A 21,444-nucleotide genomic window follows, 5' to 3' on the forward strand; every position below is an offset into this window, starting at 1 on the left:
GGAACAGACCATGTATCGCGCATTGTACCGCAAGTGGAGACCCCAGCGCTTTGAAGACGTAGTGGGCCAGCGGGCCATCGTCACCGCTCTGAAAAACCAGATCACGGCAAACCGTGTGGGCCACGCCTATCTGTTCACCGGTGTGCGCGGCACCGGCAAAACCACCTGCGCTAAGATTTTTGCAAAGGCGGTCAACTGCCTGCATCCGGTGAATGGCGACCCCTGCGGCGAGTGCGAGATCTGCAGGGGCATCGACAACGGCAGCATTCTGGATGTGGTGGAAATGGATGCCGCCTCCAACAACGGCGTGGATGATATCCGCGACCTGCGCGATGAGACTGCTTACACGCCCAGTGCCTGTAAATATAAGGTATACATTATCGATGAGGTGCACATGCTGTCCACAGCAGCCTTCAATGCACTGCTCAAGACACTGGAAGAGCCGCCTGCCCATGTCATCTTTATTCTGGCAACGACCGAGATCCAGAAGGTGCCTGCCACCATTCTGTCCCGCTGCCAGCGGTATGACTTCACCCGCATCGGGCCGGAGGACATTGCCCGCCGGGTGGAGTATATCGCAGGGGAGGAAAAGCTGGAGCTGACCCCGGACGGAGCCGAGCTGATCGCCCGTCTGGCAGATGGCGCACTGCGCGATGCACTGTCCATTCTGGACACCTGCGCCGGCGTGACGGCGAAGATCGACGCAGATGTGGTGCGCCGTATGGCCGGCGTGACCGACCGCAGCTATTTGTTCCGTATTTCGGATGCGCTGGAAGCGCAGGACGGTGCTGCGGCGCTGGCACAGCTTGCCCAGCTGCGTCAGCAGTCGGTGGATGTCAAGCGCCTGACAGAGGAACTGATCGCCCACTACCGTGCCCTGATGCTGGCGGCACTGCCCGGCGGACAGGCCCTGCTGTCCGGTGTTTCGCCGGAGGAAGAAGCCCTTTATCTGGAAAAAGGCCCTCAGCTGGGACAGCGGGAGGCCATCCGTGCGATCCGTGCTCTGGGCAGTGCGCTGGAGCACATGACCCGCGGCAGCGACCAGCGCATTGAGCTGGAACTTGCCTTGTTCAGCCTTTCGGAGCCGCCTCAGCAGATGCAGGCGATACCCGTACAGGCCGTGCCTGCCCGTGCGGCGGCTCAGCCTGCAGTCGTGCAGCCGTTTGCTTCGGCACCGGCGGCGCAGCCATTTGCAAGTGCTCCGGCCCGGCCTGCTCCGACCGCCGAACCGACACCGGCGCAGCCCCAGGAAGCTGTTCCGGTACAGTCGGCGGTGCCTGCTGCATCCGTACCGCAGACTGCAGAGCCGGAACAGGCAGAAATATCTCCTGCTCCGGCGGAGGAAACACTGCCGCTTCCCGAGGAACCTCCGGTGCAGCAGACAGAAACTCCTTTGCCGTGGGAGGAACCACCCGCATCGGTGGAGCAGCCCGCTGCCCCGGAATCGGTTCAGCAGCCGTCTGTCCCGCCGGTGCAGGAAAAAACGGCAGGCCCTGTACCCGGCAAGTCCGATAAGACAGTACAGGAGGGGATCGCTCCCTTCCCGTACTGGGAGCAGGTGGTGCAGCAGCTGCAGGAAAAAGACCCCATGCTGTACACCTACCTGCGCAAGTCAAAAGCCTATTTTGACGGTACCCGTGTGCTGATCGACGGCGGAAAGACCTTCCGGGATTTTATCCGTGCCAATAAGGACAGCCAGCGGCTCATCAAAAAGCTGATCGCCAATGTATCCGGCGTGGCAGTGCCCATCGGACCCTATGAGCCCAAAACGGCAGGCAAGGCTGTTTCCAATGCGGAACAGTCTCTCCGAGCACTGGAAAAGCTGGGTCTGGATGTGTCCATTGAAGATTCCGCAAGGAAAAAGAAATCATAAGCAATAAAACCCTCTCAGGCGCATGCGCACCAGCTCTCCCGAAGGGTTTGACTGAGAGGGTCAATAAATAAAAGGAGTAAACCAACTATGAAAGCAAGAATGCCCGCAGGCTTTGGCCGCCCCGATATGAACGCCCTCATGCGTCAGGCACAGAAGATGCAGGAGGACATGAAGGCAAAGCAGGCCGAACTGGAAGCTGCTGAGTACACTGGCAGTGCTGCCGGTGAAATGGTCACGGTCAGGATGAATGGCAAGCACGAGGTGCTGTCCATCAGCATCAAGCCGGAGGCTGTGGACCCGGATGATATTGAAATGCTGGAAGATATGGTGGCTGCAGCCATCAATGCTACCGTCAAGCAGGTGGACGAAACGGCCGAAGCTGAAATGGGCAAGCTGACCGGCGGCATGAACATCCCCGGTCTCTGATCCGGCAGGAGGGAAGAACATGGGCTATACTGCAGCCCCGCTGGAAAAGCTGATCGAAGAGTTCAGCAAATTTCCGGGCATCGGGCGCAAGGGTGCTACCCGTATGGCATATCAGGTACTGAGCATGTCGGATGAAGACGCTGCAGCTCTGGCAGGTGCAATCCAGGGTGCTCACACCAAGCTTCATCGCTGCCGCATCTGCCAGAACTATACGGAGGCAGAGCTTTGCCCCATCTGTGCCAGCACAAAGCGGGATCCCTCTGTCATCTGCGTGGTGGAAACGCCCCGCGATGTTCAGGCATTTGAGCGCACCCGGGAATACCATGGCCTGTACCATGTGCTGCACGGCCTGCTCAGCCCGATGGACGGCATCACCGCAGAGCAGCTGTGCGTCAAGGAGCTTCTGGCCCGCTTGGGGGATGGCAAGGTGAAAGAGGTCATCATGGCCATGAACCCGACGGTAGAAGGAGAGGCTACTGCCATGTATCTGGCAAAGCTCATCAAACCGCTGGGCATCAAAACTACCCGTCTGGCCTACGGCCTGCCGGTAGGTGCAAGTCTGGAGTACACAGACGAGACCACCTTGTACCGTGCACTTTCTGGCCGCGGCGAGCTGTAATTTGGAAATAATTTACAGTTTCTTCAAAAACAGCTCTTGCAAAACCGTGAAAAAATGGTATACTGATACAACAGAAACGGAGAAAGGAGGCGCGCAGCATGGCACCCACCAAAGAGCGTCCGGCAACCAAAACCATCGCTACAAACCGTGAAGCGCGCCACGAGTATTTTGTTCTGGAAGCGCTGGAAACGGGTGTGGAGCTGAAGGGCACAGAGGTGAAAAGCCTGCGTGCCGGAGGCGTCAACCTGAAAGACAGCTGGGTCGATATTGAAGATGGTGAGTTGCTGGTGAAGGGGATGCATATCAGCCCCTACGACCACGGAAACATGTTCAATCAGGATCCCATGCGTGTCCGGCGTCTGCTGGCACACAAAAGTGAGATCCGGCGGCTGCACCAGCAGTGCAAGCTGCAGGGCTACACCCTTGTGCCGCTCTCGCTTTATTTCAAGCATGGCCGCGTAAAAATGGAAGTGGGCCTTTGCAAAGGCAAAAAGCTCTACGATAAGCGTGCAGACGCCGCACAGCGTGACGCAAAGCGCTCTATTGACCGTGCCATGAAGTCCAACGGCAAGTATTATTGATTCTTTCAGACCGCTTCCTGAAGCGGAACTTTTCCAAAGCTTTCTGCACACCGCAGGGTGTGCTTTATAAGGGGGCGTAAAGGTTTCGACGGGGAGAGCGAGGTCTGGGCAGCGGGTAGCAGTGGGGGAACTGCTCTATAACTCCTCCAAAAAAATTAACTGACAATAACAATTCTCAGTTGCTCGCAGCCTGAGTGCTGCGCGTTCCGCCCACTCTTGTGTCGTGTGGGGCCGGGGCGTCCTTTAGACACAGCACCTGAACGGACCTAAGCTTTGCGGACCGGCAGGAACTCATGAAGCTACCAATGCGCTAGCCTGACGATCGGCGTGGCGCGGCGGGAATGTTGTAGATCGCCTGCACCCGGAGATACCTACACTGAACTCTTTTCGGACATGGGTTCGACTCCCATCGCCTCCACCAGTAAAAAGCACCTAGATTTGCTAAAATCTAGGCGTTTTTCTTTGCTTATACCACACTATTTACCACGTTTTTGAATGCGTCTTTGTATAAAGAGGTGCTTTCGATTGCTTCACGGTGTTCAGGGGCGAGCTGTATCATGCGTTCAAGAAAGGCTCTTCGTTCTTCCAACTCGCGTTCCATTTTCGGCATTTGCTCTTCCAGATATTCCACGGTGCGTTCCTGAACGCTGCCATGACTTTTCCATGCACAAAAGCCGGTTCCATTCCATGCGCGTTCTGAAATGATCTCGTCATGCCAGCGGAGAAGGGTTCTGTTTTTTGATAAGGTGTAAAGTGCCGCGCGTTCGCTGGTGTGTACGGCACTGCTGCTGATTCCATCTTCGCGAGCGATGTCAGCAAGCGGTGTTTCGGCGAAATAGTGACGACGGATAATATCAGCTTGTCTACGGGGGAGCGTGTCGATTGCTTTTTCTAAGTCGTTGTGTAGCTTCTCGGTATAGTTATTGTCTTCGACGTTTTGGAATGCCTGAGAGGCTGCGGGGTCTTCGATGAGATCGCTTCTAACTGTGGTATTTTCATCGTCGATGTCCAGATGTACATCAAGACTTGTGCAACTGTTCAGAAGATTTGCAGATTTTCTTACCCGTTTGCCCTCTTCTGTGATCTCGATGCAGCTATGTTCTCCCAGCACAGCGCGGTTTATCTGAGACTGCACATAGTAGCTTAGAAGAGTTGTAAAGGAACCTTTTTCCGAGTCGTAGGCTTTGGCGGCAGCCTGAACAGCGAAGAACGCTTCTTGATCGAAATCTTCCATTGTTAGTCCGGCTGAATCGGCAACGGATTTGTTTTTGTTGTACCATTGCCAAAACAGACTATGGAGTAGACTTTTGTTGATCTCCCAGAGTTGGCCTAGTGCGAAGCTGTTACCAGATGCAGCGAGAGCGGCAAGAGCTGCGTTTGTGGATTGCTGATCAGTGTGATTTGTGCGTGGTTCATCCATTGTGATACTCCCCTTTTTGTGGTTCAGATGAGATTGTGGTTCGTCACTGGTTCTTCGGCCTTCTCTGAGGGCTTTTGCGGCGGAGAAGGGAAAGAATCACCTTCCCGGAGCAGTGCGGCCCGTTCGGGAGAAACCGGCACACCTCCCAGAGCGATACTTTCAAAGAGGGCGGATTCTTTCGGACTGCAAAAACCTTCAGACAGTTCAACCGAAAGAACCCTGTGCTTTTCATGAACCAGAAGCTCAACAAGCTTGCTCAATGCCTCGATGAATCGCGGGGCTGTTTTCACAGTGCTGCCATCGTCCAGATGAAGAAGGAAGCGGGAAAACGGAGCACCCTTGACAGCTTCCCGTTGGGCTATCAGCGCTAGGATACGTTTTTGGATAGCGTCAATTCGTTTCATTTCCTGTACCTTCCAGCTCGTTCAATTTGGCTTCCAGTTCCGTCAAGCGCCGTTCCTGTTCATCGGCGCGGATGGAGCTTAACACGGCATTTCCGGCGTATATGATGGTGTTTGCCTGTTGTGGGGCAATCTCGCCATTCAAGACCATGTTGGAAACGCGGGTCATGGCTCTGCGCACCTCGCCCGGATTGGTCATTTTCAGGTGTTTCTTTGCGGTCATGGGTTCGGTTCGCCTCCTGTCAAAAAGGGCGCACAGGTTGCCCCATGCGCCCGGATGATGCTTTATCAGGTGGTAGCCTGATAGTAAATTGCCTTTGCCTTGTTCTGAAGCACGAAAGCGTCATACACCACGCGGCCCTCCACCAGACTGCCAGAAATGCCCGGCGGGTCGGAGTGGATGCGGTAATCCTTCAGCTTCAGCGGGGCCACGGTTGCGCAGGGGTGGCACAGCATAAATCCAAACTTAGAGGGCAGGCGGCTGGCGGGCACCTTCTGCACCGCTGCGCCGTCCAAATTGGATACCACACCACGCAAGCGCATATCCTCGCCCACCTCGGTATCAAGGACGATTTCCTTGCACTTCTTCATGATACGGTAAATCTCCGGGGTGACGACCAGCACGCGGCCAGTTTCGGGCACGCCTGCTTCATCCATCAGGGCACCGGCCTTGCAGATCTCATCATAGATGTTTTCTGCAGTCAGCTCCACGGCTGCGGGCTTGGTGCCTGCGTTGGTGCACATAACACCGTAGGTGTACGCGTCCACTTCGGGGATAACCACCTCGCGGTTCTGGCGGGCCAGAGCGGTTGCACCGGAAAGCTGCTGCTGCGTTTCGTCCTCGTCCAGCTTATCAATGACAAAGGTGAAAGAGCGGTCTTTCTCGATGGTCAGCGGGTAGGTGGTGGCGTTGAGCTGTTCCACCTCACCAAAGCGGCTGCCGGTGGCGGAATCGCCATTGCGGGCATAGTCGTTCATCTTGCCGGTGCTGACCTTGTACACGCGCACAGTTGCAGCGCCGTCCCATTTGAAATCCTGATTGGTTACAAGGCTGCGTTTGCTCTCAGCGGTAAACTGTTCGTCTACCTTGGGCAGAAATTTAGTAGTCAAATCTACGGTTGCCATAATTCAAATCATCCTTTCGGTTTGAATGCGTCCGCGATCGCGTCATGAAAGCCAGAGGAAAGCGGGGCACCGGGAGCCGATGCGGAAAAACGTGCCATGCCGCCGTCCGGCAGAATGGCGCTGGGATCACTCTCTTTGAAAGCCTTGACATAATCATCAAAGCCCAGAATCTCGCCGTCCTTCATAGCAAAATTCTGGGCCTTGGCATCTGTCAGAAATGCCTTGCGGGCGCTCTCGCTGGAAAACTTCAGTCCTGCGGCCTGCTGTGCAAGGGCGTTATCAAGCTCCATGTGCTCAAGGCGCTGGGCGGCGCTCTGCTCTGCCTGTGTGGCCTGTTCGGCTTCCTGCTGGGCTTTCAGATCTGCCGCTGCCGTCTCGTGCAGCTTGTCCAACAGCACGGTGAACCTCTCCGGGTCGGACGTGTCCAGCAGGTCAAGGAAAGCTGTGTCATAGCCTTTGGCCTTGCAATGATCTTCACAGGCTGCGCGGCTCTCTTTCTGCTGCATGGCCTGTTCACGCTGCTGCACGGCGGCTTCCCGCTCATCCAGAGCGGTTGCACGCTCGTCCTGTTCGGCTGCGCCTGCTTTTACTCTATTCAATCGTTCGCGGACGATGTTGTTTACTTCTTCTTGGGTGAACACCTTGCCAGTGCTGCCGTTTCCCTCCGGCTGAGTGGTGGTTTCCTGCTGGTTGGTGTTCACAGTGGTGGTTTCGGTCATGGTTGCGTCCTTTCCCGGCTATACCTGAGCCGTACAGTGAAATAAAAAAGCACAGAGAACCGCTCGAAGCGTTTTCCCTGTGCCTTATGGCCTCCGGACTTTCTCCGGCGGTACTCTATGCCTTATGCTCCATTATAGAACGTCTGAGGGGGGATTGTCAACGGTTTTCTTTGGTGTGATGCGGCTTTTTCGGATTTGTAACGGTCAAAAACGCGGCAGAAACACCGGTGTTGTTAATGTTTTCGTGTGCTCTAGCGGTGGGGTGCATCCGCCTCAGAGCGTCCAGCGTGGCCACTGCTGTGGCGTTTTCTTCCGTCGTGAAAGTGATCTTGATTTTCATTTGCCGATCTCCTGCGCGGCTTTCTGCGCCGCTTGCTGGTAGCTCATTCCGGTGGGCGCGAAGACGGCCACTTTTTGAGAGTCTACGAACCCAAAACCACCACACTGGGAAAACGCATTGCTGCGGGTCACATAATACTTGCGGCTAGCGATGCAGAACAGGTGAATGGGGCGATTTGCGAATTTCAGAGTAGTCAACATGATAGAATCCTCCTTACATCAGGCCATTTTTCCAACAGGCCACAGCGCCGATCAGGCACCACAGCAGAAGCGGGGCGATACACTGAAAATGATACAAAGTCATTGCGAAAATCCTCCGTTTTTGATAAACTAGAGGCGGTATATCGGCTCTGATAATCGAAATACCGCCTATTTGCCGCCCTCGCTGCTGGAACAGTGAGAGCGGCTTTCTTTACGCGGTCATGTAGGGGTCAGGAGGTCTTGCTTCCCGGTCTGATCTGGGCGGCGGGTGCGATGTTCTGCTTCAGCTGAGGAACCGCTTCAGGCTGCCGAAACTCCTGCAATGAAGCATTTGCCAGCATCTTGTTGAATCCGGGACGAATGAACTTGTTCAGTTCGCTTTTGGTGTTGTGGTTTACCAGATTGCACAGCTCACGGGGCGAACCTGCCCAGCGCTGAACCACAGCGGGCAGACTCTCGAAAATCTGCTGTGCGGCTTCCAAACGCTCGCTCTTGTCTTCTCCGGCATAGCCGCCGTTTGCATGAACTTCATAGCAGTCGGAAATCCGGTGAGCAGCGCTCAGAGCTTCGCTCCACATGGCTGCATCAGAGGGAAGGCGCTTGCGCAGAATATCCCGGATAGCGTCCTGCCAGTCGGCGAGAAACTGCTTCTGATAACGGCACTTGCCCAGTGCTACATAAAACGCGGCTTCCGCAATCTCGTCCGGCACAGTGCCCAGATTGGCCGTGTAGGCTTTCAGCTGAGCCGTTGCAGTTTCGTCGGAAAGGTGCTGCTCGAAGTAGTCCATGCGGGTCTGCATCAGTTCTTTCAGTTTTTCAATGGTCATTTCAGATACCTCCGTTCATGTTTTTCAGATTGTTCAGAATGCGGGTCAACTGGTCGCTGGAGCTTTCCTCCAGCGGTGGCGTGGTGGTCGGCTTGTCCTTATCTAGTGGATAGAACTTCAGCCAGCCTTGCCGGGTGGCCTGTTTGACGATTTCCACCCATTCGCACGGCTGAAACTCGTCATCCAATTGCTGGCACAGGCTGCGCCGCATGGTGTCAGTTAAGGTCTTGCGCTTTTCCCTGCGCATTTGGTCATAGGCCCGAAGGGCTTGCAACAGCTCGCTGTCACCGTTGGAAAAGTCGGCGAAGATATCGAAGGTCGGAAGAGCAGAAGCGCTCGCCGCGTCAGCGGAAATCTCCCTATCCTTATCCTCTTCCACCTCCATTTCCTTATCCTTATCCATGTCCATATCCGGTTTTTCGTTTTCAGAAAGAGGGGTTTCCGATTTTTGCAAAGGGGGCTTTTTAGGTCTTCCACCTTTTTCGCCGCTCTCCTGATATTTTCGGCTCTTGTCGAGGTTGGGTTTGACTAAAAGCCAGAGGGGTTGAAGCGACTTTTTGAGAGAAACTTCTTCGCCGTTTATTCCATACTGAGCGATTGCGAAGAGAAAATCTCCTCGATCTTTGACGCTGAGTGTGCGGGTTGCCTCAAGATAGGACTCGAAGAACTTGAAACTTTTTGCCATCATGCACCCCGCTTTCTTGGCTCTTCATCAAAGAAAAATGCCCCGATTTGGTCGCGGGGAATGTCCAGCACTTCGGCTACACGGGAGATCTCCCATGTGGTGAATGGCTGCTTGCCTTGCATCCGGGCGCAGAGCGTGGAAGAAGCCATACCGGCCGCTTTTGCTACTTCGGATTGCTTCATGTCGCATTCGACAAAACGGACACGAAGCCGTTTGAATGGTCTATACACATTATTCCTCCTGTTCGATGATATCGGTCACATCCACGCCCAGTGCACGGGCAATTTTGCCCACAGTGGCGGGCATGACATCTTTGCCTTTGTTGATGCTCACTGTGGTCTGTGCTGACACAACCGCGTTGTCGCGGAGATCGCGCTGATTCCAGCATTTGCGAGCAAGGGCAAGGGTTAGCTTGCTTTTGGATATCTTCATGACTATCACCTCCAAATAGACCAAATGTGGTCTACCATGAATTATAACAGATAAGTATTGGTCTGTCAACTGCGAGAAATAGATTCTTTTTGGTCTGGACTTTTTGTACGTTAGCTGATATAGTAAAAGGGGTGATTTTATGACAATAGGTGAACTTCTGAAAAAAGCTCGTCTTGATGCAGGAATGACGCAAAAAGAGCTTGCTGAAAAATGTGGAATGGCGGATTCTGCGATTAGAAAATATGAATCAGGAAAAGTTATTCCTAAAATTGAAACAAGAAAAAGAATTGCAACGGCATTAAACATCACCACAGGCGATCTTATGTTGCCGCTTGAATTGATGTCAGAAAACTTTTCAAATTCGCTTAATAAAGCAGTAGAAATGATTAAGGACAACGCGGAAAAAGATAATAAACTTCTTGCGGTTTATCACTCTATGAATGATCGGGGACAAGAAAAGGCGTTTGGAGTTATTGAGGATTTAGCGAAGATACCAGAATATCAACAGCGCCCCACAGCGACCGTCCAGAGTGTTCTAGATAACGCGGCTGATAAAGACTCGGACAAAAAATAAAAGCGCTCACAGCCGCTTATATGCAGGCCTGAGCGCATGGTGAAAGCTATGGAATACACGAAAGAACAGATACAGCAGCGCTGGAAAGAGAGCGTAAAGCGGCAAGATGCGCTTGAAGCTGAATACAGGAAGGCACATGGCCTTACTCTGAGCGTGTCTGTTTCCACACCTGAGATTATAGCCGAAGAAGTTGAGCAAAACCGTTTGTTTCACGAATATAAGGAAGCATATCGTAGGGATGAAAAAGAGTATAAAGAATGCTGTCGAAGCATGACCGCCAAAATGGATGCAGATGAAATAAAACAGGCACTTGAAGAGAATCAGAGACTTCATTCGGAGAGTGTTCGCCGTCGGGACGCGTTTGTAATTGAATATAAACACACCCACTATATTCCAAGTCGTTGTAGAATCGTAACGCCGGAGATTATAGAGGAAGAAGAGTTTCAGCGGCGGCTATTTATTGAATCTTATGAACTTTACAGCAGACTGAAAGAACAGTCTGAAGCGCAGAACTTATGACGATGGAAGAATCGAAGCAATGGGAGATTGAGAGCTATGGTGACTATGTCGAAAGATGGTATATAAATCCGTTACCGTGAGAAAAGAATGGAGTGAAATTCTATGAGTAGTTGGCTTACACCGGAACGTATTGCCGAAATGCAGAAATGGCTTCTTGAACATCCGATTGACCACGAATACGACGAGATGTGCGATATGTTGGACAGCCCTGCGCCTCCGGCCCAGCTTGCCTCTCGTGCTGCGTATAGTGTGCTGAAAGAAATTGGCAAACTCCCATTCGACAGTGAAACGTTATGCCCATAACCTAACGTTTTGTTATGTTATGGTTGTAGGTGCGGTGATTCACCATAGGGAGGGGGAACGAGTTCGTTACGTACGTCGCCATGTCCAGTGTTATAATGTGGTTGATGCTGGGGCGACCACCGAGAGGGTTCTGCTCATTTTTGAGCAAAACTGAAAAATTCGTTCCTTCGATGAAACTGCGTTGCCTAAAAGGAGACAGTATAATGGAAGAACTTTATAGCCGGATTGCCGCGCTGGCAAAGCGGTACGGCGCAAAGCGGCTTGTGTTGTTTGGCTCCCGTGCCAGAGGGGATAACCGATACAACAGCGATATTGATCTAGCGGTGTATGGAATGCCAGAGAATAACCGGTCGGAGTTCTGGCTGGAATGCGAAGAACTGCCCACGCTGCTGAAATTTGATATCGTGCATATCAAAGACGGGATGAACCCGGTATTTTTGGAAAATATAAAAAAGGACGGTGTAGAACTTTATGCTGCAAAAAGTTGAACATTATATCAGCGCTCTGGCCCAGCTGGAACAGGCGGTAGCCATTTACCAGAAGAGCCAACAGGATGCGCTTTATCGGGACGGCCTGATCCAGCGCTTTGAATTTACCGTAGAGCTGGCGTGGAAGTCCATCAAGGAATACTTGGAAGATCAGGGAAGCACCATTCCGTTTTCCTCTCCCCGCGCGATTTTGAAAGAAGCCTTTGCGGCTGGCATGATCGTGGATGCAAAGGGCTGGAACGATGTTCTTACAGCCCGAAATATAACCTCTCACGTCTATGATGAAAAGACCGCCATTGGAGTGGCAGACCAGATTTGCAACGAGTTCTTGCCGCCGTTGCAGGCACTGAGGGCATTCTACCGCGATGAGTAAACGAACCAATACGGCCGTTTGGCAAGAGAAGTTCAGTCGGTGGCGGGTGGCGGTGCAGAAGGACGGCCAGCGCCGGTATTTTTACAGCAGCACTCCGGGCCGGACCGGCCAGCGGGAAGCAAACCGAAAGGCCGATGCGTGGTTAGAAGACGGTATCGGCGTGAAGGTGGGCAGGGTAGAGGATGTGTACAAGCTCTGGTTCGACGGTCTGAAACAGACCACCAGCGCGGGCAACTATGAGCCGATCGAGAGCCGGTGGCGGGTCTGGGTGCTGCCAGCAATCGGGAAGAAGCGGGTGAACGCCCTGACGGATGCAGATTTACAAGCTATCGTCAACAAGGCCCACGCGGCGGGGCGAAGCCGGAAAACGCTGCAACTGCTGGCCGGTGATCTCCGCGCCTTCTGCAAATACTGCCGAAAAGCAAAGCTGTCCACCTTCCTGCCGGAAGATGTGCAGATACCAGCGGGCGCGCGCCTGAAGGGCAAGAAGGTCTTGCAGCCGGACGATCTTGTGAAGCTCTTCAGCACGGACACAACGCTTTACAGGGGCAAGCGGGTGCACGATGATTATATCCAAGCATACCGCTTTGAGGTCTTGACGGGGCTGCGGCCGGGTGAGCTGCTGGGGCTGCGCTGGGCGGATATCAAAGGCGACACGGTGAACCTCTCTCGCTCCATCAACGTGAAGGGTCGGGAGACGCGCGGGAAGAACGAAAACGCGGTGCGGGCCTTCGTCCTGTCCGACGTGGCGCGGGCCGTTCTGGAAGCTCAGAGGGCCATCACAGGGCATTGTGAAAGCGTGTTTTGTCTGGAAACCGAACGCCGGTATTATAAGCGCTGGAAAGTGTTCTGCGCGGCCAATGAGATGGAGCCGGTGAGCCTGTACGAGCTACGGCATACCTTTGTTTCGGTGGTCAAAACGCTTCCGGCTGGCGAGGTGAAGCCGCTTGTTGGTCACTCGCAGGATATGGACACCTTTGGCCAGTACAGCCACGCTCTGACGGGCGACGCGGAGAATACCGCGCGGGCCGTCAACGCGGCATTCATGAAGCTGCTGAAGGTCTGAAAAATACCACACTTTTTACCACACTTCCCGATTTTAGGGAAGGGAGTATTATTCTGTAAGTGGAATTTTAGGCCGCATCAATGGCACAATTTTGGAGCTGAAATTGAAGATTTTTCATGGTGAAACGGCGGAAATTGGTTCGACTCCCATCGCCTCCACCAAATGTGAATCAGGCGAACCCCGCCACGATCTGCTTCGTGGGTACGTTCTTCGTCCTGACCATGCCGCTCTCCGAGCGGTAAAAAATAAGCACTCGGCTTTCATTGCCGGGTGCTTATTTTTTGCTTGCATAGTTTTGACAGAACGCCTCTAAAAGAGATCAATCTTCGGCATGAAGTTCCTGCTCTTTTTCGTTGAAGCGTTCCAGAAAGCTGTGCTCTACACCTTCGGACTTATAGCCCGGCATGGTGTCCAGCGCCACAGCATGGATGCTGCGGAAAATGCTGTTTTCGATGTTGGGATTCTCACGCTTCAGGCGGCGCAGCAGAGTCTTGACCTCCTGCCGTTTGGAACCGCCGCCGCCGTTGTCGCACATGGTGCAGTTCTCCGTAAAGCGGCAGGCGCACTGGATGAATTCCAGTTCGTTGTAGCGCTTCCAGGCCAGAATGTCCTCTTCACGGATGCAGTACATTGGGCGGATGAGGGTCATGCCGGGGAAACTGGTGCTGTGGAGTTTGGGCGGCATGGCCTGCAGCTGGGAACCGTAGAATATGCTCATCACGGTAGTCTCGATCACATCATTGAAGTGATGGCCCAGCGCGATTTTATTGCAGCCCAGCTCCCGGGCCTTGCTGTACAGGTGGCCGCGGCGCATCCGGGCGCAGAGGTAGCAGGGATTTTTGTCGGTGTTGTTGGCTACGGCAAAGATGTTGCTCTCAAAAATCGTTACCGGGATGTGCAGCAGTTCGGCATTGCTCTCGATCTTCTGGCGGTTGATCTCGTTATAGCCGGGGTCCATGACCAGAAATACCAGTTCAAAGGGCACATCGCTGTGGCGCTGCAGCTCCTGCATGAGCTTTGCCATAAGCATGGAATCCTTGCCGCCGGAAATGCACACGGCAATGCGGTCACCGGCCTGCACCAGTTCGTAGCGCTTTACCGCCACGATGAAGGGTGTCCACAGCTCTTTGCGGTATTTTTTGATGATGCTGCGTTCGATCAGCTGATAGGGCTCTAAAGTCTTTTTCATGGGTCACCTCATATATCTCACTGGGTCAGAGTGCTGTAACAGGCATCGAAGGCCTGCATGAAATCGTCGAGTTCCTGTTCGGTGGTCAGGTGGCTCAGGCTGATGCGCCACGAGGACAGTGCGTTGCGCCGGTCATGGCTCACGGCAAATACCGCCCGGGAGGGCAGGCCGTCCGAAGAACAGGCAGATTTGACCGAGACGCAGACGCCTCTGGCGTCCAGCTCCCGCTGGAACACGGTACCCTTTACATTCTGCACGCTCAGGTTCAGGATCTGCGGCACAGCGCCTTTCGGGCTGTTGATGCGCACCTTGGGGTATTTTGCAAGGACGGTGCGCAGGCGGGCGTTCAGGGCGCGGATGTGCTCCACCCGGGCGGGCAGCTCGGTGACGGCCTTATCCAGCGCCAGCGCCAGCGAACAGGCCAGCGCCACGGTGGGGGTGCCGCTGCGGTAAATGGTGGTGCTCTCGCCGCCATGGATGAGCGGCTCCAACGCAAGGCCGCGCCGCTTGACCAGCACACCAATGCCGTTCAGCCCGTAGAACTTGTGGGCGGTCAGGCTCATGGTGTCGATGCCTTCAAAGCTGACCGGAAGCTTTCCGATGGCCTGCGTGGCATCCACATGGAAATGGCAGTGAGGATAGGCCTTTAAGATCTCTGCGATCTCGGCCACCGGTTGCACCACGCCCAGCTCACTGTCCACGGCAGTGACGGCCACCAGAATGGTGTCCGGGCACAGCAGTTCTTTCAGGTGGGCAAGGTCCACCGTGCCGTCCTGCCGGATGTCCAAGAGATCGATCTCGTAACCCTGCTCCTGCAAAGCGGTCAGGCTGCCGCTCACCGAGGAATGCTCCAGCGGTGTGGAAATAATGTGTTTGCCATGGTGGCGCTCCAGCCGGGCGATGCTCTTGATAGCAAAGTTGTTAGCTTCACTGGCACCGGATGTATAGATGATCTCGGCGGGCTGCACATTCAGACTGCGGGCAATGCTCTGGGTGGCGGCATCGATGGCAGCCTTTGCGGCAGTGCCTGCTGCATGGCGGGAATTTGCATTGCCCGGGCAATTGCGCTCTACTTCGCAAAAGCGCTGCAAAACCGCTTCGTCTACCGGGGTATTGGCGGAATAATCCAGATAGATCATAAACTCTCCTGATAATTCTCTTATAATACAGATTGCAATGGTAGGTTATATTATAGTGCGATTTGGGTTGGATTGCAAGAGAGCAGGCGCGATCTTCCGGGCTGGAAATACAGGAGAATTGTGCAAAATGGTTGCACACCGGCCAAAAGTCTGCTATAATCTCTTGAAGGACTGCCCGTTGCGGCCTTTTGCGGGGCTTGGGCGGCGGTTTGGAAAGAGCCTGAATGAAAGGGGGAGCGCACCATGCTGCACAAGAATCATCGACTGCGCTGCATTGCACTTCTCATTTCCGGGCGGAATCATTGTTCCCAAATTTCAAGGGCATTGCCGTTTTGCTGACGGCGGTGCCTCTTTTTTTGGGCTGCGAGTTCTGTAGGAGGCAGAAAAACTTCATGAGTGAAAAGATCGATTACTCCAAAGGCGTTTACGACGCGCGCCAGCTGGGCGCAGGCCGTATGTTCATTCTGGGCGTGCAGCACATGTTTGCCATGTTCGGTGCAACGGTGCTGGTGCCGCTGCTCACCGGCCTGAGCGTTTCCACCACCCTGCTGTGCGCAGGTCTGGGCACCCTGCTGTTCCACCTCATCACCAAAAAGAAGGTGCCTGCTTTTCTGGGCTCTTCCTTTGCGTATCTGGGCGGCTTCTCCATCGTGGCCCCCATGCTGGCTGATGCGGACGGCAACCTGACCGTGGCCAATACCAAGATGCTGCCTTATGCCTGTGCGGCCATCGCATTCTCCGGTTTGGTGTATCTGGTAGCCAGCGTGCTGATCTCCACCTTTGGCATCCGCCGCATCATGAAATTCTTCCCGCCGGTGGTCACTGGCCCCATTATCATTTCCATCGGCCTGATCCTGGCCCCCTCTGCTATCAACAACTGCCAGTCCAACTGGATCCTGGCCTTTGTGGCGCTGGGTACCGTCATTGCATGCAATATCTGGGGCAAGGGCATGGTCAAGATCCTGCCCATCCTCATCGGCGTGCTGGTGTCCTACGCAGTGGCGCTGGTCACCGGTGCGGTGGACTTCCAGCGCATTTCTGAGGCAGCATGGGTGGGCATCCCTCTGCATAGGGAGGCCATGGGTCTGTTTGCCATCGACGGCAGCCCGGAGTTTATCAGCGCCCTGTTCACCATCATCCCCATTGCACTGGCAACCATGATGGAGCATGTGGGTGATATCGCCGCCATCAGCGCTACTGTTGGCCACAACTATATCAACGACCCCGGCCTGAACCGTACCCTGCTGGGTGACGGTCTGGCAACCACCATGGCCGGCCTGCTGGGCGGCCCGGCCAACACCACCTACGGCGAGAACACCGGCGTGCTGGCTCTGAGCAAGATCTACGATCCGCTGGTCATCCGCATTGCTGCCGTGCTGGCAATCATTCTGAGCTTCAGCCCCAAGTTTGAGGCTGTCATCAACACCATCCCCACCGGCATCATCGGCGGTATCAGCTTTGTGTTGTACGGCATGATCTCCGCCATCGGTGTGCGCAATGTGGTGGAGAATCGCGTGGACTTTACCAACAGCCGCAACCTGATCGTGGCCGCTGTCATTCTGGTGTGCGCTCTGGGCTTCAACTCTGTGGGCGGCGTCAGCTTTGCCGTTGCAGGCGTCACCATCAACCTGTCCGGTCTGGCTGTGGCCGCGATCGCCGGCATCCTGCTGAACGCTATCCTGCCCGGCAACGACTACGAGTTTGATGCTGCCGACGGCTCCGAAGCCGCTACCAGCAGCAACCTGCAGGTGTGATCGGATCTGACTGAAATACAGCAGTTCTTTCTGGGCACGCTTTCCCGGTTCCGCTTTGGCGGGGCCGGGGAGGGCGTGCCCTTTTTGGGGTGTGGACGGGTTTATTTTTAAAAAGTAGGAATAATTCTTAAAATTATCCTTGACTAACTAGGAATCATTCGCTATAATAGAGCCATGAGAAGGGCCGGTGAGTACCAACACCCGCACTTCAAAAACCAGTGAATGATAAAAAGAAAATGATGGAGGTCAATTCTTATGAAGAAATATGTTTGCACCGTCTGTGGTTATATTGCTGAGGGCGAGATCCCCGCTCAGTGCCCCGTCTGCAAGGCTCCTGCTTCCGCTTTTGTGGAAAAGACCGGCAACACCTATGTGACCGAGCATGTTGTGGGCATCGGCAAGGCTGAGGGCGTGCCTCAGGAGATCGTGGATGGCCTGCGCGCAAACTTTGAGGGTGAGTGCAGCGAGGTCGGCATGTATCTGGCAATGGCTCGTGTGGCTGAGCGCGAGGGCTACCCCGAGATCGCTGAGGCTTACAAGCGCTATGCCTACGAGGAAGCAGACCACGCATCCCGCTTTGCAGAGCTGCTGGGCGAAGTTGTCACCGACAGCACCAAGAAGAACCTGATGATGCGTGCCGAGGCTGAGTGCGGCGCATGTGCAGGCAAGATGGATCTGGCCAAGAAGGCAAAGGCCCTGAATCTGGATGCCATCCACGACACCGTTCACGAGATGGCAAAGGACGAGGCCCGTCATGGCCGCGGCTTTGAGGGCCTGCTGAAGCGCTACTTCAACACCGAAGTCTGATAAGGTTTCCCCGGTTATCCATTTGACCGCTGCATGGCTTTGCCGCTGTGCAGCGGTTTTTTGTTCAACCTACGGAACTGTTCCGTTGACAGGCACAGCGGCGGCGGGTTATAATTTATCTCGTGTTAAATGAACTGCGAAAGGGGAGACGGGGGAATGAAAAACGGACACACCACCCGGGAAAAGACCCCGGCGGGCCGCTACGCCCTGCTGGACGAGCTGCGCGGGCTGGATCTGGTCAGCATGATACTGTACCATGCCTGCTGGGACATGATGTTCCTGTTCGGCATCTGGATGGACTGGTACGCGGGAATGCCGGGGCGTCTGTGGCAGCAGACCATCTGCTGGGTGTTCATTCTGCTGTCCGGCTTCTGTGCGCCCTTTGGGCGGCACATGCTGCGGCGCGGTGTTACCGTGTTTGCCGCCGGAGCGCTGGTAACGGCGGTGACGCTGGTGTTCATGCCGGGAGGCCGGGTCGTTTTTGGCGTGCTGACCTTTCTGGGTACGGCCATGCTGCTGACCGGTGTGCTGGAACCGCTGCTGAAAAAAGTGATGCCCGCTGTGGGCCTTGCGGTGTCGGCGGTGCTGTTTGCGGTGTGCTACCCGGTCGGCTTGGGCTGGGTGGGCCTTGGCGGCTGGAAGCTGATGCTGCCGCAGAGCCTGTATGCCAACTACTTTACTGCATTTTTTGGCTTTTACCCGGACTGGTTCTACTCCGCCGATTACTTTGGCCTGCTGCCGTGGCTGTTTTTGTTCTGGGCGGGGTACTACCTGCACAAGGCGGTGGGCCGCAGACGCATGGAACCGCTGCGCCGCCCGGTGTGCCCGGCGCTGGGCTGGATGGGCCGGCACTCGCTTTTGCTGTATCTGCTGCACCAGCCGGTGATCTATGGCGTACTTTCGGCCGCGGCAGTTCTTTTTGCATAAAAGGCTTGACACAGCTTGGAAGCTGTGGTATTCTATCGGTGGTTAGAAGATACTAACCAAATGAAAACGCGTCTGCGTGGTTGGACGCATTTTCATGGAACATAAAGTTAGATATATCTAACTAATATTGATTTGAGAGAGGACGATCTTTTATGAGCAAAGTAGCAGTCGTATTCTGGAGCGCAACCGGCAACACTGAGACCATGGCAAACTGCGTGGCAGAGGGTGCAAACGGCACCATCGTGCCCTGCAGCGAGATGAACGCCGCAAAGCTGGCTGAGTTTGATGCAGTGGCTTTTGGCTGCCCCGCAATGGGTGCTGAGCAGCTGGAGGAGAGCGAGTTCGAGCCGATGTTCTCTGATCTGGAGGGTTCTCTGAACGGCAAGAAGATCGCCCTGTTCGGCTCCTACGGCTGGGGCGACGGCCAATGGATGCGCGATTGGGTGGAGCGTGCTCAGGGCGACGGCGCACAGGTGCTGAACGGCGAGGGCCTGATCTGCAACGAGGCTCCGGACGATGATGTTCAGGCTGCATGCCGCAAGCTGGGCGCGGATCTGGCTGCATGGTAAGCCGGAGAAGCTTCTCTTGACAAACAGAGACTGCTGCGATAAACTATGAGAGCACCGCAAAACGGTGTTTTTGCAGAGCTGAAAGTTAGTGAACGATAACTTTCACGCAAAAACAGCAGCCTCTGTACAGGATGTATCAAAACTGCGGCAGGGGACGGCAGACGGAAAGGTCTGTGCTCCTGCCGCTTTGATTTCAGAAGGCGGTGTATATGGCAGTGGCTGCAGCAATTGGTGTTACGGTAGGCTTTGCATTTTTGCGCCGTGCGGTGCGCCGCGCTGCGATCCGGTCGGGCCGCTGTAAAAAGGAATAAAACTACAGGAGGCCCGCCCCATGCAGGATACCCCAAAGGATCTGGACAAAAAACGCGCAGACGAAAAGCTGCTGGTCAGCGAGATGATCGCTCTTTACTGCCGCAGGCAGCACAAAACACCCAAAGGAACCCTGTGCCCGGAGTGCAGGCAGCTGCACGATTATGCCCTGATGCGCATTGATAAGTGCCCATTCATGGAGACCAAGACCTTCTGCTCAGCCTGCAGGGTGCACTGCTACCAGCCCGCCATGCGGGAGAAGATCCGCACGGTGATGCGCTGGGCAGGCCCCCGGATGCTGCCGGTGCACCCGGTGCTGTCCATCCGGCATGTGGCAGTCACACTCCGGTCTAAGCGCGAAGCAAAAAAGGCTGGATGATATTTCCAGTATAAACCCGCTGCCTGCGGGCCATGCTAAGGGCAGTGAGGTGATAAATATGGAAAACATCGGCGTTACCTGTGATGTCTGCGAGTGCAGCCACAATGTGAGCGGCTGCAAGTGCGAGCTGCCCCAGATCAAAGTGACAGAGCAGTGCACCTGCAATACGCAGCAGGTGGAGACCCCGCACTACTGCCAGAACTACGAGAAAAAGTAACCCCAGCGCACAGCAGCCCCCGCCGGATGATCCATCCCGGCGGGGGCTGCTGCTGGTTCTATGGGGATCACCGCAGGGTCACATTACAGGTGGCAAGGCTGCGCACCAGAGTGCCCACATTCTCCTTCATCTGGATGCCGGCAAAGCCCAGCGCAAAGGCGGCCTGCACGTTGGCCAGATTGTCATCGATGAAAACGCACTCGCTGGCCCGGAGGCTGTATTTGTCCAGCAATGCCTGATAGATGCGGGGGTCTGGCTTGTTGATGTGCACCTCGCAGGAGGCCACGCCGCCGTCGAAGTTGTCCAGAACGCCCCGCGTCTGGAACAGTTCCAGCACGTCCTGCGGAATGTTGCTCAGGTAATACACGCTGTAGCCATGGCTCTTCAGGCGCTGTACCAGCTCCTGCATCCGGCGGCGCGGACGCAGGATGTGCAGCCAGTCGTCCAGCACGCCCTGCACCTCGAACTCGCGCCCGGCGGCCTTTGCTTTTTTGAGCATGGAGCTGTTGCCGTTAAAGCGGGAGACCAGCCCGGCGTCCAGCTGCTGCCATTCTTCACTGCCAAAGGTCAGATCGTAGACCTGCTCTTCGATGGCGGCATTGCACAGGCGGTCTACCAGATAGGCTTTGGGGTCAAAATCCACCATGACGCCGCCCAGATCAAAAATGATGCTTTTATACATTTATAATATCCTCGATTTTCTGATGGAATGCTTTCCCTCAGTATACCACAATCTGCCATGCGGTTTCCACTGCTTTTTGCATGAGCGGCCCGGCGGCCGCATAAGCTGTGGCAGAAAGGGGAGAGCAGCATTGACCATCCGGGAATTGTGTGAAAAGGAAGTGGTGCAGCTGGAGCAGGGCGTCTGCCTTGGCCGGGCCGATGATCTGGCCTTTGACCCCGCCACCGCCCAGCTGCAAAACCTGATCCTGCTGGGCAGGCCCCGGCTGTTCGGGCTGCTGGGCCGGGATGAGAGCCTGACCATCCCATGGCAGGAGATCGAGACCATTGGCGCGGATGCCATACTGGTGCACACGGCCCTGCCGAAAGCACCGCCGCAGCCGGAAAAGCCCGCGTTCTGGCGAAAGCTGCTGGCAAAATGGGGAACATGAAAATTTTTGTAAAATCGGGGGTAGACTTTTTCGGTAAAGTGACTATAATAATCGCAGGAGCTTTGTGCAAA

At 55.0% G+C, this 21,444-nt stretch carries 31 protein-coding genes and 1 other RNA gene; 18 read left to right on the forward strand and 14 right to left on the reverse strand.

All coding sequences use genetic code 11. The features are described from left to right. Positions 1–10: 10 nt before the first annotated feature. The 5 genes from dnaX (at position 11) to ssrA (ending at position 3,920) form a co-directional block, all read left to right on the forward strand. The gene (gene dnaX, locus ACNSPV_RS09285) at positions 11–1,873 is read left to right on the forward strand and encodes a DNA polymerase III subunit gamma/tau (protein ID WP_348583633.1); all 1,863 of its coding nucleotides are present in this window, start codon (positions 11–13) and stop codon (positions 1,871–1,873) included. Between the two features lie 87 nt (positions 1,874–1,960). Next, positions 1,961–2,299, forward strand: coding sequence for a YbaB/EbfC family nucleoid-associated protein (locus ACNSPV_RS09290; protein WP_249238577.1), 339 nt, complete (start codon positions 1,961–1,963; stop codon positions 2,297–2,299). A gap of 19 nt (positions 2,300–2,318) precedes the next feature. Further along, a complete protein-coding gene (gene recR, locus ACNSPV_RS09295) occupies positions 2,319–2,918 on the forward strand; it encodes a recombination mediator RecR (protein WP_249238578.1) in 600 nt (199 codons plus the stop codon). Positions 2,919–3,016: 98 nt separating this feature from the next. Beyond that, on the forward strand, positions 3,017–3,499 hold the full coding sequence (smpB, locus tag ACNSPV_RS09300) for an SsrA-binding protein SmpB (RefSeq protein WP_005941729.1): 483 nt from the start codon (positions 3,017–3,019) through the stop codon (positions 3,497–3,499). A 70-nt stretch (positions 3,500–3,569) separates the two neighbouring features. Then, positions 3,570–3,920, forward strand: a transfer-messenger RNA (tmRNA) gene (gene ssrA, locus ACNSPV_RS09305). Positions 3,921–3,965: 45 nt separating this feature from the next. Here ssrA and ACNSPV_RS09310 read toward each other — a convergent pair. The 11 genes from ACNSPV_RS09310 to ACNSPV_RS09360 form a co-directional block, all read right to left on the reverse strand. Further along, a complete protein-coding gene (locus ACNSPV_RS09310; protein ID WP_348583632.1) occupies positions 3,966–4,919 on the reverse strand; it encodes a sigma-70 family RNA polymerase sigma factor in 954 nt (317 codons plus the stop codon). 23 nt (positions 4,920–4,942) lie between these two features. Further along, positions 4,943–5,323, reverse strand: coding sequence for a hypothetical protein (locus ACNSPV_RS09315; RefSeq protein ID WP_348583631.1), 381 nt, complete (start codon positions 5,321–5,323; stop codon positions 4,943–4,945). Further along, complete coding sequence (locus tag ACNSPV_RS09320; protein WP_348583630.1) at positions 5,310–5,543, reverse strand: hypothetical protein; 234 nt, start codon at positions 5,541–5,543, stop codon at positions 5,310–5,312. The genes ACNSPV_RS09315 and ACNSPV_RS09320 overlap by 14 nt, the downstream gene beginning before the upstream one ends. A gap of 65 nt (positions 5,544–5,608) precedes the next feature. Then, positions 5,609–6,445: a hypothetical protein gene (locus ACNSPV_RS09325; protein ID WP_348583629.1), complete on the reverse strand. Its 837-nt coding sequence runs from the start codon at positions 6,443–6,445 to the stop codon at positions 5,609–5,611. Positions 6,446–6,453: 8 nt separating this feature from the next. Then, positions 6,454–7,164, reverse strand: coding sequence for a hypothetical protein (locus ACNSPV_RS09330; protein WP_348583628.1), 711 nt, complete (start codon positions 7,162–7,164; stop codon positions 6,454–6,456). Positions 7,165–7,321: 157 nt separating this feature from the next. Beyond that, on the reverse strand, positions 7,322–7,504 hold the full coding sequence (locus tag ACNSPV_RS09335) for a hypothetical protein (protein WP_348583627.1): 183 nt from the start codon (positions 7,502–7,504) through the stop codon (positions 7,322–7,324). Then, on the reverse strand, positions 7,501–7,704 hold the full coding sequence (locus ACNSPV_RS09340) for a hypothetical protein (protein ID WP_348583626.1): 204 nt from the start codon (positions 7,702–7,704) through the stop codon (positions 7,501–7,503). Before ACNSPV_RS09340 ends, ACNSPV_RS09335 begins: the two co-directional genes overlap by 4 nt. A 230-nt stretch (positions 7,705–7,934) precedes the next feature. Then, positions 7,935–8,531, reverse strand: a complete 597-nt coding sequence (locus ACNSPV_RS09345; RefSeq protein ID WP_348583625.1) for a hypothetical protein — start codon at positions 8,529–8,531, stop codon at positions 7,935–7,937. 1 nt (position 8,532) lies between these two features. After that, the gene (locus ACNSPV_RS09350) at positions 8,533–9,219 is read right to left on the reverse strand and encodes a DUF6291 domain-containing protein (RefSeq protein ID WP_348583624.1); all 687 of its coding nucleotides are present in this window, start codon (positions 9,217–9,219) and stop codon (positions 8,533–8,535) included. Next, entirely contained in the window at positions 9,216–9,446 is a 231-nt protein-coding gene (locus ACNSPV_RS09355; RefSeq protein ID WP_348583623.1) for a DUF739 family protein, read from the reverse strand. Before ACNSPV_RS09355 ends, ACNSPV_RS09350 begins: the two co-directional genes overlap by 4 nt. Position 9,447: 1 nt before the next feature. Further along, complete coding sequence (locus tag ACNSPV_RS09360; protein ID WP_348583622.1) at positions 9,448–9,648, reverse strand: helix-turn-helix domain-containing protein; 201 nt, start codon at positions 9,646–9,648, stop codon at positions 9,448–9,450. A gap of 139 nt (positions 9,649–9,787) precedes the next feature. Here ACNSPV_RS09360 and ACNSPV_RS09365 point away from each other — a divergent pair, with 139 nt between their 5' ends. The 6 genes from ACNSPV_RS09365 (at position 9,788) to ACNSPV_RS09390 (ending at position 12,971) form a co-directional block, all read left to right on the forward strand. After that, complete coding sequence (locus tag ACNSPV_RS09365) at positions 9,788–10,222, forward strand: helix-turn-helix transcriptional regulator (RefSeq protein WP_348583621.1); 435 nt, start codon at positions 9,788–9,790, stop codon at positions 10,220–10,222. A 48-nt stretch (positions 10,223–10,270) separates the two neighbouring features. Then, positions 10,271–10,741, forward strand: a complete 471-nt coding sequence (locus ACNSPV_RS09370; protein ID WP_348583620.1) for a hypothetical protein — start codon at positions 10,271–10,273, stop codon at positions 10,739–10,741. A 102-nt stretch (positions 10,742–10,843) separates the two neighbouring features. Next, the gene (locus ACNSPV_RS09375) at positions 10,844–11,044 is read left to right on the forward strand and encodes a hypothetical protein (protein WP_348583619.1); all 201 of its coding nucleotides are present in this window, start codon (positions 10,844–10,846) and stop codon (positions 11,042–11,044) included. Positions 11,045–11,247: 203 nt separating this feature from the next. Beyond that, positions 11,248–11,532 (forward strand): nucleotidyltransferase domain-containing protein, encoded by a 285-nt coding sequence (locus tag ACNSPV_RS09380; protein WP_348583618.1) that lies wholly within the window; start codon positions 11,248–11,250, stop codon positions 11,530–11,532. After that, positions 11,516–11,905, forward strand: coding sequence for a nucleotidyltransferase substrate binding protein (locus ACNSPV_RS09385; RefSeq protein WP_348583617.1), 390 nt, complete (start codon positions 11,516–11,518; stop codon positions 11,903–11,905). Before ACNSPV_RS09380 ends, ACNSPV_RS09385 begins: the two co-directional genes overlap by 17 nt. Beyond that, the gene (locus tag ACNSPV_RS09390; protein WP_348583616.1) at positions 11,898–12,971 is read left to right on the forward strand and encodes a tyrosine-type recombinase/integrase; all 1,074 of its coding nucleotides are present in this window, start codon (positions 11,898–11,900) and stop codon (positions 12,969–12,971) included. Before ACNSPV_RS09385 ends, ACNSPV_RS09390 begins: the two co-directional genes overlap by 8 nt. Positions 12,972–13,290: 319 nt before the next feature. Here the strand turns inward: ACNSPV_RS09390 and ACNSPV_RS09395 are convergent, their stop codons facing one another. Both ACNSPV_RS09395 and ACNSPV_RS09400 read right to left on the reverse strand, forming a co-directional pair. Continuing rightward, positions 13,291–14,160: a tRNA 2-thiocytidine biosynthesis TtcA family protein gene (locus tag ACNSPV_RS09395; RefSeq protein WP_348583615.1), complete on the reverse strand. Its 870-nt coding sequence runs from the start codon at positions 14,158–14,160 to the stop codon at positions 13,291–13,293. Between the two features lie 17 nt (positions 14,161–14,177). After that, positions 14,178–15,299, reverse strand: a complete 1,122-nt coding sequence (locus tag ACNSPV_RS09400; RefSeq protein ID WP_348583614.1) for a cysteine desulfurase family protein — start codon at positions 15,297–15,299, stop codon at positions 14,178–14,180. Between the two features lie 392 nt (positions 15,300–15,691). On the opposite strand from ACNSPV_RS09400, the gene ACNSPV_RS09405 reads away from it, so the two are divergent. The 6 genes from ACNSPV_RS09405 (at position 15,692) to ACNSPV_RS09430 (ending at position 20,261) form a co-directional block, all read left to right on the forward strand. Next, positions 15,692–17,053 (forward strand): uracil-xanthine permease family protein, encoded by a 1,362-nt coding sequence (locus ACNSPV_RS09405; protein ID WP_348583613.1) that lies wholly within the window; start codon positions 15,692–15,694, stop codon positions 17,051–17,053. 255 nt (positions 17,054–17,308) lie between these two features. After that, complete coding sequence (locus tag ACNSPV_RS09410) at positions 17,309–17,860, forward strand: NADH peroxidase (RefSeq protein WP_005926148.1); 552 nt, start codon at positions 17,309–17,311, stop codon at positions 17,858–17,860. A gap of 156 nt (positions 17,861–18,016) precedes the next feature. After that, complete coding sequence (locus ACNSPV_RS09415) at positions 18,017–18,787, forward strand: heparan-alpha-glucosaminide N-acetyltransferase (protein WP_348583612.1); 771 nt, start codon at positions 18,017–18,019, stop codon at positions 18,785–18,787. Positions 18,788–18,939: 152 nt separating this feature from the next. Then, positions 18,940–19,356, forward strand: coding sequence for a flavodoxin (locus ACNSPV_RS09420; RefSeq protein ID WP_005940293.1), 417 nt, complete (start codon positions 18,940–18,942; stop codon positions 19,354–19,356). Positions 19,357–19,687: 331 nt separating this feature from the next. Next, positions 19,688–20,044 (forward strand): nitrous oxide-stimulated promoter family protein, encoded by a 357-nt coding sequence (locus ACNSPV_RS09425; protein WP_348583611.1) that lies wholly within the window; start codon positions 19,688–19,690, stop codon positions 20,042–20,044. Positions 20,045–20,102: 58 nt separating this feature from the next. Continuing rightward, positions 20,103–20,261 (forward strand): DUF1540 domain-containing protein, encoded by a 159-nt coding sequence (locus ACNSPV_RS09430; protein WP_249238587.1) that lies wholly within the window; start codon positions 20,103–20,105, stop codon positions 20,259–20,261. A gap of 67 nt (positions 20,262–20,328) precedes the next feature. Here the strand turns inward: ACNSPV_RS09430 and ACNSPV_RS09435 are convergent, their stop codons facing one another. Further along, positions 20,329–20,943 carry an HAD family phosphatase gene (locus ACNSPV_RS09435; RefSeq protein WP_339394754.1) on the reverse strand — a complete coding sequence of 205 codons (615 nt, stop codon included), beginning with the start codon at positions 20,941–20,943 and terminating at the stop codon, positions 20,329–20,331. A gap of 130 nt (positions 20,944–21,073) precedes the next feature. Here ACNSPV_RS09435 and ACNSPV_RS09440 point away from each other — a divergent pair, with 130 nt between their 5' ends. Further along, positions 21,074–21,373, forward strand: coding sequence for a PRC-barrel domain-containing protein (locus tag ACNSPV_RS09440; protein WP_348583610.1), 300 nt, complete (start codon positions 21,074–21,076; stop codon positions 21,371–21,373). Positions 21,374–21,444 lie beyond the last annotated feature (71 nt).

Origin of the sequence: Faecalibacterium sp. 3 (assembly GCF_048323735.1) — a bacterium.
GTDB classification, from domain to species: domain Bacteria; phylum Bacillota; class Clostridia; order Oscillospirales; family Ruminococcaceae; genus Faecalibacterium; species Faecalibacterium wellingii.